At 67.0% G+C, this 17,463-nt stretch carries 14 protein-coding genes; 5 read left to right on the forward strand and 9 right to left on the reverse strand.

Annotation, left to right across the window (positions count from 1 at the left end):
• Positions 1–15: 15 nt before the first annotated feature.
• The 3 genes from JWN21_RS10040 to JWN21_RS10050 are packed head-to-tail and all read right to left on the reverse strand — an operon-like array spanning position 16 to position 5,401.
• The gene (locus JWN21_RS10040; RefSeq protein WP_299649246.1) at positions 16–864 is read right to left on the reverse strand and encodes a PEP-CTERM sorting domain-containing protein; all 849 of its coding nucleotides are present in this window, start codon (positions 862–864) and stop codon (positions 16–18) included.
• A 26-nt stretch (positions 865–890) separates the two neighbouring features.
• Positions 891–3,998: a TonB-dependent receptor gene (locus JWN21_RS10045; RefSeq protein WP_299649248.1), complete on the reverse strand. Its 3,108-nt coding sequence runs from the start codon at positions 3,996–3,998 to the stop codon at positions 891–893.
• Between the two features lie 29 nt (positions 3,999–4,027).
• Positions 4,028–5,401 carry a dicarboxylate/amino acid:cation symporter gene (locus JWN21_RS10050; RefSeq protein WP_299649250.1) on the reverse strand — a complete coding sequence of 458 codons (1,374 nt, stop codon included), beginning with the start codon at positions 5,399–5,401 and terminating at the stop codon, positions 4,028–4,030.
• A 248-nt stretch (positions 5,402–5,649) separates the two neighbouring features.
• Here JWN21_RS10050 and JWN21_RS10055 point away from each other — a divergent pair, with 248 nt between their 5' ends.
• From JWN21_RS10055 to JWN21_RS10075, 5 genes are all read left to right on the forward strand, one after another.
• Complete coding sequence (locus JWN21_RS10055) at positions 5,650–7,392, forward strand: ATP-binding protein (RefSeq protein ID WP_299649253.1); 1,743 nt, start codon at positions 5,650–5,652, stop codon at positions 7,390–7,392.
• Positions 7,389–8,729, forward strand: coding sequence for a sigma-54 dependent transcriptional regulator (locus JWN21_RS10060; protein ID WP_299649256.1), 1,341 nt, complete (start codon positions 7,389–7,391; stop codon positions 8,727–8,729). The genes JWN21_RS10055 and JWN21_RS10060 overlap by 4 nt, the downstream gene beginning before the upstream one ends.
• A gap of 625 nt (positions 8,730–9,354) precedes the next feature.
• The gene (locus tag JWN21_RS10065) at positions 9,355–10,419 is read left to right on the forward strand and encodes a hypothetical protein (protein WP_299649258.1); all 1,065 of its coding nucleotides are present in this window, start codon (positions 9,355–9,357) and stop codon (positions 10,417–10,419) included.
• Between the two features lie 2 nt (positions 10,420–10,421).
• Positions 10,422–11,444 (forward strand): hypothetical protein, encoded by a 1,023-nt coding sequence (locus JWN21_RS10070; RefSeq protein WP_299649260.1) that lies wholly within the window; start codon positions 10,422–10,424, stop codon positions 11,442–11,444.
• The gene (locus JWN21_RS10075) at positions 11,441–12,334 is read left to right on the forward strand and encodes a sulfotransferase (protein WP_299649262.1); all 894 of its coding nucleotides are present in this window, start codon (positions 11,441–11,443) and stop codon (positions 12,332–12,334) included. Before JWN21_RS10070 ends, JWN21_RS10075 begins: the two co-directional genes overlap by 4 nt.
• A gap of 16 nt (positions 12,335–12,350) precedes the next feature.
• Here JWN21_RS10075 and JWN21_RS10080 read toward each other — a convergent pair whose 3' ends face one another.
• From JWN21_RS10080 to JWN21_RS10105, 6 genes are all read right to left on the reverse strand, one after another.
• Entirely contained in the window at positions 12,351–13,589 is a 1,239-nt protein-coding gene (locus JWN21_RS10080; protein WP_299649264.1) for an ABC transporter ATP-binding protein, read from the reverse strand.
• Between the two features lie 26 nt (positions 13,590–13,615).
• Complete coding sequence (locus JWN21_RS10085; protein WP_299649266.1) at positions 13,616–13,984, reverse strand: hypothetical protein; 369 nt, start codon at positions 13,982–13,984, stop codon at positions 13,616–13,618.
• Positions 13,981–14,661: a Coq4 family protein gene (locus JWN21_RS10090; RefSeq protein WP_299649269.1), complete on the reverse strand. Its 681-nt coding sequence runs from the start codon at positions 14,659–14,661 to the stop codon at positions 13,981–13,983. The genes JWN21_RS10085 and JWN21_RS10090 overlap by 4 nt, the downstream gene beginning before the upstream one ends.
• A 10-nt stretch (positions 14,662–14,671) precedes the next feature.
• Positions 14,672–15,496 carry a hypothetical protein gene (locus JWN21_RS10095; protein WP_299649272.1) on the reverse strand — a complete coding sequence of 275 codons (825 nt, stop codon included), beginning with the start codon at positions 15,494–15,496 and terminating at the stop codon, positions 14,672–14,674.
• A gap of 9 nt (positions 15,497–15,505) precedes the next feature.
• Entirely contained in the window at positions 15,506–15,904 is a 399-nt protein-coding gene (locus JWN21_RS10100) for a hypothetical protein (RefSeq protein ID WP_299649275.1), read from the reverse strand.
• A 245-nt stretch (positions 15,905–16,149) separates the two neighbouring features.
• Positions 16,150–17,442 (reverse strand): glycosyltransferase family 4 protein, encoded by a 1,293-nt coding sequence (locus JWN21_RS10105; protein ID WP_299649278.1) that lies wholly within the window; start codon positions 17,440–17,442, stop codon positions 16,150–16,152.
• Between the last annotated feature and the right edge of the window lie 21 nt (positions 17,443–17,463).

Here is a 17,463-nt window from a genome sequence, read left to right on the forward strand (position 1 = left end):
GTTAGGGCCCTAGCTTTATCTGCCGAGCTGCTCTGCGGCGACGCGTTGTAGCTGAACTGCCTGCGCGCCAGAAATGCCAAGATCTGCGGCAGCCGTTTCCTTCGAGCCCAGCGAGCGAGGGTCTTGGCCCGTGATCTTACCGAACACGACCAACGCCTCTAGGTAGTAGCCGTGAATGCTGCCGTGATAGTGGTCGTACGCCCATAAATCGACTTGTCCGAAGCTAATACCATCATAGGGGTTGGGGTCGGCAACACCCGCGACGAAAGCCCGATTCCAGGCCTCGCCGACCGGGATGACGCCGTCGATGTCCTTCGAGGCCGCATCAGCGCGGTCGCTGGCGGCGCGGAGGTCGAACGCCATCTTCGGCAGCGGTGTTCCTGTCCACGGACCGCCCGGCTTGTACACCTGATCCGCACGGCTCCACGTCGCCATCAACTCGACCCGCACGTTAGGGTTGGTGCGGGTGAAAAGAGCGGCGAGCAGTCCCGCATCCCTGATGTGGCTGGTCGCGTCGCCCGGCTGTTTGCGGTCGAGCACGCTGTGGTCCTGCAGGATCACGATATCCCACGCGCGGTCGATCCGCGCGCGCCTTTCGGCCAGGTGGAAGCCAAGCATCTGACCGCCCTGCGTCTCCAGACTGACGGCATAGTCGAGCCCGGCCTGCTCGGCGAACCGCTTGAACAGCGCCGGCACCCCGCCAAAGCCGTCGCCGTTGAGGTCCGTGACGGTCGCCGCGCCGAACCGCTTCACCGCCGAGTGCGCGCCTTGCGTGAAACTGTTGCCGACGAACAGGATCGTTCTGGCTGGCGCACTTGACGCGGGCGCGACCTGGGCGACCGAGGGCACGGCAACGGCCAGCATCAACGCTGCAATCAAAACCTTCATCGTCAGAACCTCTTGCCGATGCTGGCGTACAGATAGCGTGCATAGGGGACATAGAGCGAGCCGAGATAGCCGTCGGCGGTGATCGGCGGATCTTTGTCGAAGATGTTGCGCGCACCGATTCGAACGCGCGTGTCGTCGAGGATACCGCCCTTGAAGCGGTACTGCGCGTAGAGGTTCACCGTCGTCTGGCCTTCGATCCCATAGGGCGTGCCGTTGACGTCGAGGAAGTTCGTGTCGTCGACCCCGGCGATGTAGTTGGCGAACCCGCCGATCTGGAAGCCGGCATGGCTCCAGGTCAGCGACGAGGTTACGCGCCACTTCGGACGCCCGCGCTGCTCGACCAGGTCGGTGCCGTCGGTCAGCGGCGTGGCGGCGTTGATCTGCCCTGCGGATCGCGCTTCGAACAGCTCCTGCACCGTGGGCGGCGTCTGGCGGCTGTACTTCGTCAGATGCGCGGCGTTGATCGCCACGTCGAACTTCCCGATGTCGGTGCGGACATTGTAGAGCAGCGCAAGGTCGATCCCCTGCACCGTCTGCGGCAGCAGGTTGGTGAAACGATCCTTGATCTGCGTCACCGCGCCCGCGTTTGCGAGCCCGGTCCCGGCGAACACCGGCACGTCGTCGGCGCTCACCGCGGCGCGTACGACGTTGGGATTGCTCGATCCCGACAGGCGCAGCAGATAGTCGAGCACCAACGCGTTCTGCGGTCCGAACTGGCCGACGATGTCGGTCTGACTGATCGACCAGAAGTCCGCAGTTAGAGTCAGCTTGCCGATGTTCGCATCGCCAAAGTCAGGCGAAACAACAATGCCGAAGGTATAGTTGGTGCTCTCCTCGGGTTTCAGATCGGGGTTGCCGGCGACGAAGATCGAATAGCTCACCCCACGCCCACACGCGCCGAAATTGGCGATGCGCTTGGCGCGCAGATCGGCCTCGCAGCGAAGGAAGTCGGTGTTCGAGCCGAGCCGCGAATATTGCACGGTGTTGGTCTGCTCGAGGTTGGGCGCGCGAAATCCGAGCGAGTAGGAACCGCGGAACCGGAAACCGTCGACCACGTCGAGCGCGGCGGCGATCTTGGGTTTCGCGACCGAGCCGAAGTCGCTGTAATGCTCGTAACGTCCAGCCAGCTGCAGGTCGAGGCGGCGGATCAGCGGAACGCCCATCTCGGGCGAGATCACCGGCACCGCCAATTCGGCGAAAGCGGAGAAGACCGTGCGCTCTCCCCGCGTGCTCGGCGTCGGGCTGACCGCGGCGACATTGGAGACCGAAACCTCGCCGGTCACCGCGTCGCGGAACTGAGTGGTTCCGTTCAGATTGCCGTCGCGGATGTCGGCCTGCGTCTCGCGCCGCCCCTCGACGCCGAGCGCGATACCGAGGCCGCCGCCCGGCAGCGAGAACAGGTCGGGGCGTGAAATCTTGAAGTCGCCCAACGCCAGCGTGGTCTTCGATCGCCGCACGAGGTCGAAGCTGATCGCGTCGATCGCGGCCTGCGACGAGGGCGTGCAATCGCCGAGCGACGGCGACGCCGAGCAGCCGCCGCTGAACGGGTTGTACGCATCGGGAGTCGAGAGGGCGAGGCTGGTCTGCAGCTTGGTCATGTCGATCGCGTTCGACGCGTCGGTGGCCTGCGCCTCAGAGTACAGGAAGGCGGTATCGAAATCGAAGCTGCCGATATTTCCCCTGGCGCCACCCAGAAAGCGCGCCTGCCAGTTCTCGACATTAACCTCCTGATACCCGGCATCGACAAAGCGATAGGTGGTCAGCCGCACCGGCAGTCCGGCGGTGGGCACGTTGGTCAGGCCTGCGACCCGGTTCGGATTGGCGGTGCCGTTGGCGAACGTCACCGGCCCGAAGGGGTTCCAGTAGTTGGATGCGGGGACAACGATCGCATTCAGGTTTATCGTCGGAGGCTGGATGCGCCGCGTGTCCGCGCGGTAATAAGCCAGCTCCGTGTACAGCGTAATGGCGTCCGAGACATCGTAATGCCCGGTCAGGAAGCTGTTGAACCGCTCGATCCGCGGGGTGACGCTGGTGCCGGGCCGCGTGTCGAACCGTTCGGAGCGTAGCGTCGTCGCGGTCGCGCGCGCGCCGGTGCCGATGCAGGTGTCGGCGTTGACGCCCTGCACGCAGCCCGGATTGAGCACGGACTGGGTATGAAACGCACCCGCCGCGGTGGTCAGCGCGGTGGTGCCGCGACGGATCGTGCCGGGACCGCCGACCACCGTCAGGTTCGCCCAGGGTGCCTGCGTCGCGCGGCCATCGGCGGTCAGGTTGCCGGCGAAGCGCGTATCGTCGACGAAGAAGGACAGCAGATTATCGGTCGCGGTGTAGGGCTGGTCCTCGGCCAGTTGCGCGGTACGCCGCGTGTAGTCGAGATACACCGACACATTGCCGCGCTTGTCTGCAAAGTCGGAGCCGATCAGCCCGGTCGCCTGAAACTCGCGGCGGTGCGTGCCTTCCGCCCCGCCATAGCGAAGGTCGATCTGCGCGCCGTCATAGTCGGTCTTGGTCACCGTGTTGACCACGCCGGCGACCGCGTCCGTGCCATAGATCGCTGCCGCACCGTCCCGCAGGATCTCTAGTCGGTCGATACCCGCGACCGGCAGCGCGTTCGAATTGTAGCCCAAGACGGGGACGTTGCCGTCGCCCGCCTGGCTGGTCGGATGCTGCACCAGCCGGCGGCCGTTGAGCAGTACCAAGGTGTTGCCGACGCCCAGGTTGCGCAGGTTGATCGAGTTGACGTCGCCACGCGCCGCATTGGAGGTCTGCGGGTTGTTTGCCTCGTTGAAGGTAATGTCGCCGGCCTGCGGGATCGAGCGGATCAGCTCGTCGCCGGACAGCGCGCCGGTCGCCTCGATCTGGTTCGAATCGATGACCGACACCGGCAGCGCCGCGGTCGAGCTCGCACCACGGATCTGCGACCCGACGACGACCACGTCGGCTCCGCCCGCCGACGATCCCTCCGTCTGCGCGGCGGTGTCGAGGCCCGGCACGGCCCCGGTCGTCGGCTGCGCGGCCTGCGGTGGACGTGGCGCGTCCTGCGCGGCAGCACCTCCGGCCGCGATCAGCGCAATCATGGCGGTTCCCGCGCGCCAGCTGTTCTTCGTCATTCCCACTCTCCCTTTGTGTCGCCTGGCCGTCAGTTGACGGTTACCAGGGCCTCGTCTTCGTCGATGGTCACGAGGGCATCGTCTTCGTCGATGGTTTCGGCGTCGCTGACGCGTCGGTCGTTAAGCGTCTCGGTGAGGCGCGCGCGGTCGAGCTTGCCCTCCCAGCGCGCGACGACGATGGCGGCGACCGCATTGCCGATGAAATTGGTGAGGCTGCGGCATTCGCTCATAAAGCGGTCGACGCCTAGGATCAGTGCCATGCCCGCGACCGGCACGGACGGCACGATCGACAGCGTCGCGGCGAGCGTGATGAAGCCCGCACCCGTGACCCCTGCCGCGCCTTTGGACGACAGCATTGCCACGCCCAGCAGCGCCGCTTGCTCGCCCCAGCTCAGCTCGATCCCGGTCGCCTGCGCAATGAACAGCGCGGCAAGCGTCATGTAGATGTTGGTGCCGTCGAGGTTGAACGAATAGCCGGTCGGCACCACCAGCCCGACCACGCCCTTGTCGCAGCCGGCACGCTCCAGCTTGCCGATCAGGCTCGGCAGCGCGGCTTCGGACGACGACGTGCCCAGCACCAGCAGCAATTCGGCTTTAAGATACGCGATCAGCTTGAAGATCGAGAAGCCGTGAGCCCATGCCACGGCGCCGAGCACTACGACGACGAACAACAGCGAGGTGAAGTAGAAGGTCGCCACCAAAGCGCCGAGATTGACGAGACTGCCCGCACCATATTTGCCAATGGTGAACGCCATCGCGCCGAACGCGCCAATCGGTGCCACCTTCATCAAGATGCCGACCAGTCGGAATACAACCAGCGTCAGGCGCTCGAGCATGGCGAGCACCGGCTCGGCGGGCTTGCCGACCAGACTCAACGACACACCGAACAGGATCCCGACAAACAGCGTCTGCAGGATCGACCCGTCGGTCAGCGACGACACCATAGTCGTCGGGATGATCGCCAGCAGGAACGCGGTGATCGTCGAATCCTGCGCCTTGGCGGTATAGTCGTTGATCGCGCCGGCATCGAGCGTCGCCGGGTCGATGTTCATGCCCGCGCCCGGCTGCACGACATTGGCGACGACGAGACCGACCACCAGCGCCAGCGTTGAGAAGAACAGGAAATAGGCCATCGCCTTGGCGGCCACGCGGCCCACCGCCGCCAGCTCGCGCATGCCCGCGATGCCGGTGACGACGGTCAGGAAGATCACCGGGGCGATAATCATCTTGACCAGCTTGATGAAGCCATCGCCGAGCGGCTTCAGCGCCTCGCCGGTCGTCGGCCAGAAATGCCCGAGCAGCACTCCGGCGGCGATCGCGACAAGCACCTGGACGTAGAGGTGACGGTAGAAAGGTACGGCGGCTAACGTTTGAACGTCGGGTACGCGCGGTCGGACCGCCATCAATCCATCCTCTCCCTGAGGCGCTGAGGCCTGCTCCGTGCGCGGAGTTCTGCGACGGCATTAAGGGGTCCGCAAAAATCGACCACTGAATTTGTGGATCTGATAAACTGCTGAGAACACGCCACAAAGCCCAGGGGTACTTAGAGGCTGGTATTGCGAGTGTGTGGAATTCCATACACAAACGCCGAGATCTGTGCGAGACTTCGGACATGAAGCTGCCCTTCTCTTGGCCCGGTAGGGGGTTCGCGGTGGCGATCCTCGCAGCGATCGCGCTGCTTGGCGGATCAATCTGGGTCGGAATGGGATGGGTGCGGGGCTATGCCAGCGCGATCGCCGATGCCGCGGGTGAACAGGCCGTCCGCGGACACAGGGCGCTCCTGGCGAGCGAGCTCCAGAAATTTCGACTGCTGCCACTGGTACTCGTCGAATATCCCGACGTGGCGGCCGCCCTCACCGGCGATCTTACGGCGCGAAATGCTTTGAATGGTACACTGGAGCTTCTTGCCAGCCGTACGGACGCCGCGAACCTTTATGCGATCGACCCGACCGGGCGAACGGTCGCGGCAAGCAACTGGCGCGAACCGACCAGCTTCGAGGGTCAGAACTATGCGTTCCGTCCTTATTTTCGCGATGCGATGCGGTCAGGGTCAGCGGAGCTGTTCGCGCTCGGCACGGTCAGCGGACGCCCGGGTCTCTATCTCGCGCGGCGCGTCGACCGCGGCACCCGCCGGCTCGGCGTGGTCGTTATCAAGGTCGAGTTCGACGCGGTCGAAGCCGCATGGGCGCGCATGCCCGGTGCGAGCTTCGTCACCGATGCAGCGGGGGTAATCCTCATCACCAGCCTGCCCCGCTGGCGCTTCCGCACGATCAACGAAATGGATCCCGCAATGCTCGCCGGGGCGCGTCGTTCACGGCAGTTCGGTGCCGATCCGCCCGTGCGCGCACCAATACGGATGGCAGCAGCCGACGCGGTCGCGACGGTCAACGGGGTTGCGCAAGCCTATCGCGTGGCTGTGCAGACCGCGCCGTTCGCCGGAGGGCAGCTGTATCATATCACGCCCCTCGACGGACCTATCGCCGCCGCCCGCACGCAGGCCCTGCTATGGGGTCTGGGCGCGCTGCTGGTGCTCGGCATCATCGCCGGCCTGGCCCTGCGCGCGGCGGACACGCGCCGCCTGCAGGGACAGGCGCGCATCGCGCTCGAACACGAAGTCGTCCGCCGAACTCGGCAGCTCAGCGAGGCCAATGCTCGACTGACCATCGAGTCCGACGAGCGGGCGGAGGCGGATCGCCGCTACCGCCTTGCTCGCGAAGAGCTTGCCCAGGCCAACCGGCTTGGCACGCTGGGGCAGATCACGGCCGGCGTCGCGCACGAGATCAACCAGCCCGTGGCCGCTATCCGCACCTTTGCCGAAAGCGGCGCAATCCTGGTCGAGCGGGGTGCTATGAGCGCGGCGCGCGAAAATCTCGGCCGCATCGTCGACCTTGCCGACCGCATCGGCGGCATCACCGCCGAGCTTAAGGGCTATGCCCGCAAGCGTGTCGCAGGGAGCGACCAGGCCACGCTCGCGTCGGTGCTTGATGGCGTGAGGATGCTGATGGGCGAGCGGATCGCAGCCGTTGCGATGGATATCTCGCCTGAGCTGCAGGGCTTGGTACTTAAAGGCGAGCGCGTGCGGATCGAGCAGATCCTGGTCAACCTCCTACAGAACGCGCTGGACGCGGTCGCGTCGGCTGGTGCCGGCCGCGTGCGGATGACGGTCGCCCGGACGGGCGAAGTTGCTCTGATCGAAATCAGCGACGACGGTACCGGCGTCGACCCGGCGATTGTCGACACACTGTTCACACCGTTCACATCGGCCACGCCGGGCGGCCTGGGACTGGGGCTGGCGATCGCGCGCAACATCGCGCGCGAGTTTAACGGCGATCTGCGGCACGAGCAGCGATCGCGCGGTGGCGCTACTTTTGTCCTGACACTGCCCGCGGCATGACCGACTTCCTTCCGCGCGTTATTTTGGTGGAGGACGACGAACCGCTGCGGGTCGCGACGGAGCAGGCGCTGGTGCTCGCAGGTCATGCCGTCACGGCCTTTGGGAACGCGGCGAAGGCGATCGGCGCAATCGACCCCTCGTTCGACGGCGTGGTCGTTTCTGACATCCGCATGCCGCAAATTGACGGCCACGAACTTCTCGCGCGCGTCCGGTCGATCGATGCCGAGATTCCCGTCATTCTCGTGACCGGGCACGGCGATGTGTCCATGGCGGTGAAGGCGCTGCACGACGGCGCAAGCGATTTCCTGACCAAGCCGTTCGCGACCGGCCATCTGATCGCCAGCATCCGCCGCGCGCTGGAGCGGCGAACGCTCGTGCTCGACAATCGCCGCTTGCGACTTACGATGGCGCAGCTCGAGGCGGGCGATGCGCTGATCGGCGACAGCCCCGCGATGACCACGTTGCGCCAGTCCGTCCGGCAGATTGCGGTGACTGACCTTGACGTGCTGTTCGAAGGCGAGACCGGAACCGGCAAGGAGCTGGTCGCTCGGCTCCTGCATTTTGAAAGCCGGCGGCGTGGCCGACCGTTCGTCGCGGTCAACTGCGGCGCTCTCGCCGAAGCCACCGCCGAAGCCGAACTGTTCGGCCATGCTGCGGACAGCGTGCCGCAGACGCGGCTGTCGCGGGTCGGCCAAATCGCGGCGTCGAACGGCGGCACCCTACTGCTCGACGAGATCGACAGCATGCCGCTCGCGCTTCAGGCAACACTGCTGCGCGTGATCGAGGAACGCGAAGTTCACCCGATCGGCGCTGCCCGCCCGGTCGCACTCGACCTGCGCATCGTCGCGACCGCCAAGTCCGATCTGCACGAAGAAGCGCGCGCGGGGCGATTTCGCGAGGATCTTTATTACCGCCTCGCGACCGTACGACTTCGGGTACCGCCGCTGCGCGAGCGCGACGACGATTGTCACGCACTGTTCGCAATGTTTCTGGCCGAAGCCAGGGCGACGCTAAGCAAGCCTGACTTTGAACCGGACATGGCCGCCCACCTGCGCTTGCGGCAGCATCAATGGCCCGGCAATGTCCGGGAGCTTCGCAGCTACGCCTACGAAATCGTGATCGGCGCGAGCGCGCGTGAACCTGCAGCGCCCGCTTTGGAGAAGGCCACCCTGCCCCAGCAGGTCGCCACGTTTGAAGCGGACCTTATCGCGCGCACGCTCGCGCGGCACGGCGGCAAGGTCAAGGCAGCGGTCGATGAACTGCGCATCCCTCGCAAAACCTTCTACGACAAGCTGGCACGCTACAACATCGTTCCCTCGCGATACCGTAGCAGATGATTACTCGTTGCCGCTGACAAGCGGGTGGGGGAGCATGGATCGCAGATGAGGTCCGATGCGCTCTGCCATTCAAACGGATGTGACATTGCTAGTGCCGCCGAATGTTTCACTATGCTGTCTCCGGCGGTAGTGTTGAAACCGGGACTTCCCGAGACGGGGATCGCACCTGAGCGAGTGGCCGTTCTCAGGAACCGTCGAGGGCGGTCTGAACGTCCGCAGGTGGGCCTTTCACGCTGTCGATCCAAACACACCAGTGCTGAACGGCACTAAAGAGCTTATCGCTCGGCCGCTCTCCCGCCCGGTAGCTGTCGGTATCCATCCAGCGCCTCGGCCCGGCCCCGGCGGGCAGTTCGAACGCAGGTGGGACGGCTTTCGCGCCCTGGTGTTCCGCGACGGTGCCGAGGTCGAGATCCTGCCGATGTCGGGCAAGTCGCTGTCTCGCGGCGCAGGGCGGCCTTGATCGGGCTCTATCCAGGAGGCATGGTCGCCGTGCCATTGCGGCGCTTGCGCCGACGGCAATCCGGCTGGCCGTGGTCGTGTGACCCCTTGGCCAGCTTCGATAGGGATGAAAGTGCGAGGCGTCCTCCAACGGTCCACGCGGCGGGTGCTTGCCATTGCCAAAGACATGAGTAGCGTCGCAGCCGCCGTTCCCCACTGGATCGCGCGTGCGCCGCGGCGGCCATCGCTCGTGCTTCACGCCGGCCAGCACAAGACGGGCAGCACGTCCTTTCAGGCCTTCCTGAGTGGAGCTCCGCTCTCGCTGGCGAGGCAGGGCGTGCACGTCGTCCGGGCCGGCCAGTCTCTGGCGGGCGATCATCACCGGCTGATCCTGGCTCGTCGCGGCCTGCGGGCAAGGGCGAGGCATTTGCTTCTGAGTGCCGAGATCGCCCGCGCCACGAATTCGACGCTGCTGATTTCGTCGGAAACGGCGACGGAGGTGATTCTCGCCGGCGGCGGGCACGGCCTGATCGACTTCTTCCGTGCGGCGGGCGTGGGGCAGGTGACCCTGCTCCTGTACCTGCGCTCTCCGGTGGCGCTTGCGAATTCGGGCTATTCGGAAGTCATCGGCGGCATGGAACATGGCGGGCCCGCTTTTCCGGAATTTCTCGCCTCGTGGAACGACGGTGCGTACCTGCACTATGACCGGTTCCTCGAGCTGGCCGGGCGCGAAGACGTTCTGCTGGAGGTGCGGCCCTATGATGCGCGCGCACGCCGAGGCATAGTGCATGACCTTGCAAGCGCACTCCGCCTCGACGAGCCGAGCCTGGCCGAGCCGCGTGCGAACGGCAGCCTGGGACCGGTTGCGCTCGAAGCCATCCGAACCATCTCGGGGGAACTGGGGTCGATGCCCGCCGCACTACGGTGGCGCGTGAGCGCACGGCTTCGAGCGATCGGCCGCGGGCTCGAAGAGCGACCCTTCTGGGGTATGGACGCTCGCCACAGGCGGCTCGTGGCGGATGCGGAACGACGAACCGATGCCTTCGCTCATGCAGTCTGGGGGACCGGCTGGATAGAGCGGATTGGTGACGAGCAGCGGCCCTACAACGTGTTCGATCCCGGGCGATCCGACCAGATGCGGATGTTCGAGGCCACGATCCCGCTGATGCGTGCCGCCGCGGCCGAGCTTACGGCATCGGTACGCAAACGCCGCCGGTCTCGTTCCCGCGCGGGCGGGACGGCAGCGCGATGACTTTGTCGGGCGACATTCGTGACGCGATCGGCAGAGGCGCGGAATTCCTCTCAGGGGCGCAGCTGGCGAGCGGCGAGTTCCAGGTGTTCACCTCCACCGATCCGGAAATGAAGGAAGGCTGCGCGCCCGATCCGTCGATCTTCCCGACGGCGCTGATCGCCCAGTCTCTTGCCGTGGTCGATGAAGCGGCGGCGGCGCTGAGCGGTGCGCTCGACTTTCTGCTCGCCGAGATGGACGGGGACGGGCTCTGGCGCCACTGGCCCCGCGCCCATCCCTATCACCGACAGCTTCCGCCAGATCTCGACGACACGAGCTGTGCGGCCTCGGCGCTGCAGGCGGGCGGGCGCGTCTTCCCCGACCATCGCGCCCTGCTTCTCGCCAACCGCGACGCGCGGGGCCTGTTCTTCACCTGGCTGACGCCGCGGGCGCGCTGGGCCGGCGCCGCCCATGCCCGCGTCGCCCTTCATCAGCTTCGCCATCCGCTGACGCTGTTCCTGTTCTTTCAGCGCACGTCCGCCGCCCCCCGGGATGTGGACTCGGTGGTCAACGCCAACTGTCTTTTCCACCTCGGAGACCACCAGGGCAGCGAGGCGATCGTGGAGCATCTTCTCGCCGTCCTGCGCGCAGGCGCCGAGCGGGATTGCGACAAGTGGTACGATAATCCGTTCGCGATCTGGTACTTCTTCTCGCGCGCTCTGGCGGGCCGGTCCGAAGAAGCGGGGAGGATCGTCGTCGAACGCCTGGCGAACGCGGCGCCTGCAACGGCACTGGAGGCCGCCTTCGCAGCCTGCGCGCTGCTGCGCTGGCGGGTCCGCCCGTCCGAGGACGCCATCCGATCCCTGCTGGCCGCGCAGCTCGCATCCGGCGGCTGGCCCCGCGCGGCGCTTTATCATGGCGGGCGGCCTCGGCTTGCGCGCGGCGGCTTCGGAGCGCCTCACCCGGACACGCCGAGATGGGGTTCGGAAGAACTCACGACCGGCTTTGCGCTCGAGGCCCTCGCCCGCTGGCTGGATGCGGATTCATGACCGGCCATCTTGTCCATGTCGGCTTTCCGAAAACCGGCTCCAAGCTGCTGCAGCGCTGGTTCGAGGAACATCCACAACTGGCGTTCCGGCAGTGGGGCATCGCCGGGTTTGGCAGCGTGCTCGACATGGTGGACGCGGCGAACGAGCCAGCGGGCCGATTTCTCTACCGCGTCACCAGCGCCGAAGGGCTGAGCGCGCCGCCGCCGGCAAGCGGATCGGCGATGATCGATTACGACCAGAGAACGGCCACGCACCGCCACCTCCAGGCTGCCGCATGCGCTCTCGTCACCGCCATCGCGCCGCAGGCAAGGATCCTGATCGTCACCCGCGGCTTTCGCGCGATGATCCTCTCCTCCTATTCGCAATATCTGAGGAGCGGCGGGAGCGAGGATTTCGAAGCACTGCTCGCCCGGCCGGCAGGCGACAATCCGTGGAACTATGATCACGTGGTCGGGCTGTACGAGGCTGCCTTCGGCCGCGACAACGTCCTGACGCTTCCTTACGAGTTGCTGCGCGACGATCGGGAGCAGTTCGCGGGCGCGCTCGTCGACTGGCTGGGCCTGCGTCCGCATCCGCTCCCCGCCGCGCGGGTGAACACCTCCCTCTCCGCCACCGAGCTGCGCTGGTATCCGCGGCTGGCCCGCGCGCTGGCCCGATTGCCGATAGGCGGAGGGCTGAGAGGGCGTCTGCTTCGCCGCTATGTCGATGGCGCAATGGCAAACCGGTGGCGGCCCCTCACGGGATTGCTGCAGCGGCTTCGGCCGGCGTCGCCGGTCACGGCCGAGCTGGTTCCCGAAACGTTGCTCGAGCGGTTTCGCGGACAGGCAAAGAGCTTGCGCGGTCGTCCGTTCTACCAGCGCTACGCCTGCGACTACTTCCTCGACGCCTGATCATGCCTCTGGACGCTCACTCCCATTCAACGTCCGTCCTTACGAGTTGCCCCATCGCCATCGCAAAGATGTTGAAAAGGTCGGGGTCGCCGCCGATGATGATCGGCTGCGGGTCGTTCTCCCAGCCCCAGCGCGCCAGCGGGTGGCGCGCCTCTTCCGCGACGACGACGGCGCGAAGGGCGTAGCGGCCGGGGACAAGCGGAAGCCGCGGGAGCACGCAAACAAGCTCGCCGGCACCGGGGCCGACAATGCGCGGCCGCATGTCGTGTGCGGCCGTGACGCAGGTCGCGAGATCCTCCGTCCAGATGGAAAAACCCCAGATCGCCGAGTGCGCTTCCCGGGCCATGTACCGAAGCCGGATCCGAAGCGGCTCGCCCACCTTCGGCTCCGCGCCTGCGGCCGCTTCCGCGACCAGGGCGGTGATGCACACTGGCCCGTCCGCAGCCGGCGGCGCGCCCTGCGCCGGGGCGCGCAGCCTCGCCTCGAACATGCGGCTTACCGCCTCGACGGCGCTCCCGAGGAAGGCCGGCTTGCCGGCGTCGAGAAGCAGTCCGCGCGTGCAGACGGCGTGGATCTGAGCGACGTTGTGCGACACGAACAGCAGCGAGCCGCCATCGCGCAGATAGGCGCGCATGTGATCGATACATTTTCGCTGAAAGTGGATGTCGCCGACCGCGAGTACCTCGTCGACAAGCAGCAGGTCGGGCCTGAGATGCGTTGCGAGGGCATAGGAGAGACGCGCGCGCATACCCGTGCTGTAGGATTGCAACGGTCCGTCGATCGCCCGTTCCAGCTCGGCGAAGGCGATCACATCGTCGAGCAGCCTCCGCGCCGCCGCCCCGCGCAGGCCGGCAAGAGCTGCGCCGAGCACAACATTTTCGCGGCCGGTCAGGAGCGGGCTGAGACCGGCGCCCAGATCGATGATCGCGCCGATCGACCCGCGCACATGTATGCTGCCGCGCGTCGGCTTCAGGAGCCCATACACCGTCTTGAGCAACGTCGTCTTGCCGGCACCGTTCACGCCGAGGACGGCGAGCGCCTCGCCCTGGCCTAGTTCGAAGCCGACCTCGTCGAGCGCCATGAACTCCCGTCGGCGCGGTGAGGCCGTGGCGCGCCACGGCGTCAGCTCGCGGACGATGTCCGCTGCCGCGTATCGGAGCGCCAGGGAGGCGTCCCGGCAGTATTTCTTCCCTAGCCCCGAGACCCGCAGCACCGGCTCGTTTGCCTGGTCCTCGTCGCTTTCCAGCCGCTGCACGATGTCACTGTTGCCGGTCAGGATTGTCATGTCCCGACGATCAAGCTCGTTGGAACGCGAGCCGTCAGCGTAGCGAAAAGGTCGATCGTCTCGGGCGGCTGGATCACGCGTCGATCCGGCGCGCGGATCAGCGCGCCGACCGCCAGCGGGATAACGCGGCGGGAAAAGCCTGCGATCCGCCCGACGGTCGCGTCGGAGGCGTCGATCCCCGCCCGAAAGACCGGCCCGTGCCAGTAGAGTCGCGGTCCGGCGTCCCGCCACGCGTGGGATTTGCCGCAGAAGAGGAACAGGACGCGTTCGGCAGGGTATTCGAGTCTCGCGCAGGCGGCGATCCGCCGGCGAGCCGCGCCGGCATAGCGCCGCGCTACCTGGCCGGCCCGTGCGAGGCTGCTCATCGCGACGCCCGCTCGGACGCAGCGGCGAGATACCGGCACCGGACCTGGTCCAGCGGCGTCTCCCAGAAACGCTCCCAATGGATGTCGGTGAGCGGCGCGGCCGCACGCCCCCGGCGATAGGCGTTACGAAGTCGCCGCAGATAGCCGGCCCGGGGAAGCGGATATCGGCGGTGAAGGGTCGCTACCAGCGTCAGCAACGATGTCGGCGTGCCGAGATTACCGTATTGAAACGCCTGCAGTTCGTGCTCGCTCACCGTGTCGATCCCGTAACCGGTGAGTAGATGGTGGAGGTCGTGCGTCTCGCGCATCCGCTTGGCGAGATATTGGCTATCGCTGAGATCCCTGGGCGCCGCGACGAGCGGCTGCACGCCGGGCTGGGTGAAGAACAGTGCATATTCGCGGCCGAGGCTGCCCGGGGGGAGGGTTCGCAGCGCAGCGAGGTCGACGTCGCCGACGGCAAGCGATGGCCTTTGGGTGAGAAAGCGCCGCCCGCCTTCGGAGCCGCCGAGCCGGAACGCCGCGCGCGAATAGACCTTGCCGTCGAGGCTCTCCTGAAAGAGCGGCCCGTAATGGGGGTCGGTGACGTCGCGCATCAGCGGCCCGAATGCCCGCACGCCGATCCAGGCGCGGACGAGGAACGGCGCGTCCGGGAGCGACCGGCGGAGCGGCGGCTTCATGGGCGGCGGGTCAACCGAGCGTCTCGACGACATGCGGCTGGGCGAGCCGATAGACCAGCCATGCCGCGACGCAGCCGAATGCCGCCGCGACGGCCGTGGCCGCGAAGGAGCCGGCGAATTCGGGCGCCAGGATCGAGCGCCGCGCCGTCGCCATGGCGGGGACGAGCGGATTGAAGCTGAGCAGCCCCCCCTCGGGCGCCGGGTAGAAGATCGGCGTCAGGACGAAGCCGAGGCTGAGCGCGACCGGCATCCCGTGGCGCACATCGCCGTAGAGCAGCCCCCAGGGCGCCAGCGCGAGGCCGAGCGCGGTTCCCATGAGCACGAGCACGAGCATGGCCGCGGGCAGGAGCGGAAGCGCCGCCCAGGACGGCGCCCCGTGCATCGCCGCCACTGCAATGCCGAGCAGCAACAGCCTTACCATGCAGTTGAGCGCGACCCGGCTCAGGCCGGCGACGAACAAGGCCTCGTGCGGGATGCGGCTGCGCGCGATCATGTGGCGTGACCCTTCGAGTTCCTGCAGCGGCGCGTTCAGCGCGTCGACGAAGGTCTGCCAGAGGATGATGCCGGTCAGGACGTGCAACCCGTAGGGAAGCTCCGTCGCGCCGACGGTGAAGACGCGGGCCGACTGGAGGCCGACGCAGACCACCGCCGTCGCGAGAGCCGGCAGGATAAGCCACAGATGGCCTATCAGCAGCCGGCGGCGACCGGCCTTCAGGCCCGTGCGGAAAAGCTGCCAGCCGATCCGCCGGCTTCTCCGGGCATCGGCGAGCGCGCCGATCAGGAACGCCAGTGGATGGGACAGCGCGGCAGCGGCGGTGTGGACGGTTTCACGCACGACAAAGGACTAAACGGATCGCTCGGAGCTGTCGACCGCATCCCCCCGACCTGCGGCGGCGTAGCGGCCGAACGTCCATTCGACACCGACGTCGATACCCGTGCCGGCCGGACCCGCACGCAGAGCGGGCAGGATCGTCTCTGTCATTGGCTCGGCGATCAAGGCGCGGGGGAGGGGGTCCCCTTCGATCTCGGGCAGGAACTCCCGTCCGTTGGAGGGCACGCGGAGAATGTCGAGGATCTCGTCGGCTTCCATCTCGTGAACCTCGCTCGAGGTCTCGACCGCCTCGGCCGAAAGCGGCTCGCCGGCGTGGTCGATGAAAGCGCCACGCTTTCGCCGAGGAAGGCGGGACGGAAGCCCCGTCGATGCGGCGGTCGTGGTGGACGAAGGCATGGAGATGGAGCGCATCGCGCAGGTCCAGCCCGCGGGCGTGTAGCTGCGCCGAGATCGTGTCCGGCCGGCCGATGTCGCCCTCGATCAGCAGCGGCGTCAGCCCGGCGCCGCCGAGAAGCCTGCGCGCGCGCGCGCTTCGGGCGCCTGATCCACCCCGCGAGATAGTCGCCGAGATCGCATCGAACGCGCGGAACGTCGCGGCCAGGATGATGCCGTCCTGCTACTGGAAGGCGCGCGAGCAGACCGCCGCCAGCCGGCCCTCAGGCGGCAACACCGGCGCTGTCCCGTTCGGTCGCGAGAGCCATCAGCCTGTCGGCGAGATCGGCGGCCGGGTCGGGCGGCACGAGGGTGCGGATTTCCGCCGCCGCCGCCGTGCCGATGCCGCGCCACTCGCCGCGGCGTTCCCAGGCACGCTCGAGCGCACGGTCGAAGCTTGCTTCGGTCGGCGCATCCGCGATGAAGCCGGTGCGCCCGTCGTCGATCACCTCGGCATTGCCGCCGACGTCCGTCACGACCGCGACACGGCCGGCCATCATCGCTTCGACCAGCACGAGTGGGAGTCCTTCGGCCCGCGACGGGAGCACCAGCCCATGGTGGTCCGCCCAGATCGCGGCGACGTCGGAGGTGAAGCCCGCGAAGCGCACGCGGTCCAGCCCGAGCAGCCGCGCCATCGATTCCAGTCCGGCGCGCTGCTCGCCCTCTCCGAAGAAGGTGACGGACAGCGGGCGGTCGCGCCACTTCTTTCGAGCCAGAACGCGCAGTAGCAGATCCTGCCCCTTTTCCTTGGGGTAAAGCCGTCCGACGCACGCCAGACGCACTTCGGCACCATCCGCTGGCCAGGGGATCGGCGCTTCGGGCGGGACCAGAAACGGGTTGCGGACGACGGACGCACGGGGAATCCGCTCGCCTATCTGCTCCTCGGTCAGCACCCGATTGTGGTGCGACACGAAGAAGCTGTGCCGCGCGCCGCGGTACAGGGACCGCAGCTGCGTCTGCCAATCGTCCTGAGGCCAGTAGAGGTCGGTCGCCTTCTGGGAGATGACGACGTAAGGCGCGCGACCGCGCCGGCAGACGGCGCCGAGCAGCCAGCCGTCGGCGTTGCCGCCCTGGGAGAGCACGATGAGATCGTGCCTTCGCGAGACAGCAAACGATGCGTGGAGGCGCAGCGCCTGGTAGCCATGGCTGAAATAAGGGCTGATCCGCCCGACCAGTGAAAAGAGCTGGTTGGGAAGTCCCGGGAAACGCGCAAGTTCGCGCCGCTTCACCTTCAGCGCCTCCAGTGTCGCAACGTTACCGTCCCGACGCGCAAGGCGGTTCTTGTAGGCCGTGACGGTGCAACCGCGGCGAGCGAGCTCTGCCGCGGTCTCGCTCCACAATGTCTCGCTGCCGCCCCAGCTGAAGTTGCTGCTGACGAACGCAAATCGTAAACTCAAAGCCGCATCCCCGGAGCCCGTGGACTCCCCGGCCGGCCCTAGGCGATCGCTGGCGGAGGCGGAAGCCCATTGGCGCGCGCGGGTGGGTATGCCAGTGTCGCCGCGTCCCGTTCGCTTCAAAGACGCCTCCGAGGGGTGCCG

The sequence above is a fragment of the Sphingomonas bacterium genome, from assembly GCF_028292945.1.
GTDB lineage: Bacteria > Pseudomonadota > Alphaproteobacteria > Sphingomonadales > Sphingomonadaceae > Sphingomonas.

Bases quoted from the DNA above. Each gene is read 5' to 3' on its own strand.
- JWN21_RS10040 (WP_299649246.1), bottom strand. From the start codon at position 864: ATGCTGGCCGTTGCCGTGCCCTCGGTCGCCCAGGTCGCGCCCGCGTCA.
- JWN21_RS10045 (WP_299649248.1), bottom strand. From the start codon at position 3,998: ATGACGAAGAACAGCTGGCGCGCGGGAACCGCCATGATTGCGCTGATC.
- JWN21_RS10050 (WP_299649250.1), bottom strand. From the start codon at position 5,401: ATGGCGGTCCGACCGCGCGTACCCGACGTTCAAACGTTAGCCGCCGTA.
- JWN21_RS10060 (WP_299649256.1), top strand. From the start codon at position 7,389: ATGACCGACTTCCTTCCGCGCGTTATTTTGGTGGAGGACGACGAACCG.
- JWN21_RS10065 (WP_299649258.1), top strand. From the start codon at position 9,355: ATGAGTAGCGTCGCAGCCGCCGTTCCCCACTGGATCGCGCGTGCGCCG.
- JWN21_RS10075 (WP_299649262.1), top strand. From the start codon at position 11,441: ATGACCGGCCATCTTGTCCATGTCGGCTTTCCGAAAACCGGCTCCAAG.
- JWN21_RS10085 (WP_299649266.1), bottom strand. From the start codon at position 13,984: ATGAGCAGCCTCGCACGGGCCGGCCAGGTAGCGCGGCGCTATGCCGGC.
- JWN21_RS10090 (WP_299649269.1), bottom strand. From the start codon at position 14,661: ATGAAGCCGCCGCTCCGCCGGTCGCTCCCGGACGCGCCGTTCCTCGTC.
- JWN21_RS10100 (WP_299649275.1), bottom strand. From the start codon at position 15,904: ATGCGCTCCATCTCCATGCCTTCGTCCACCACGACCGCCGCATCGACG.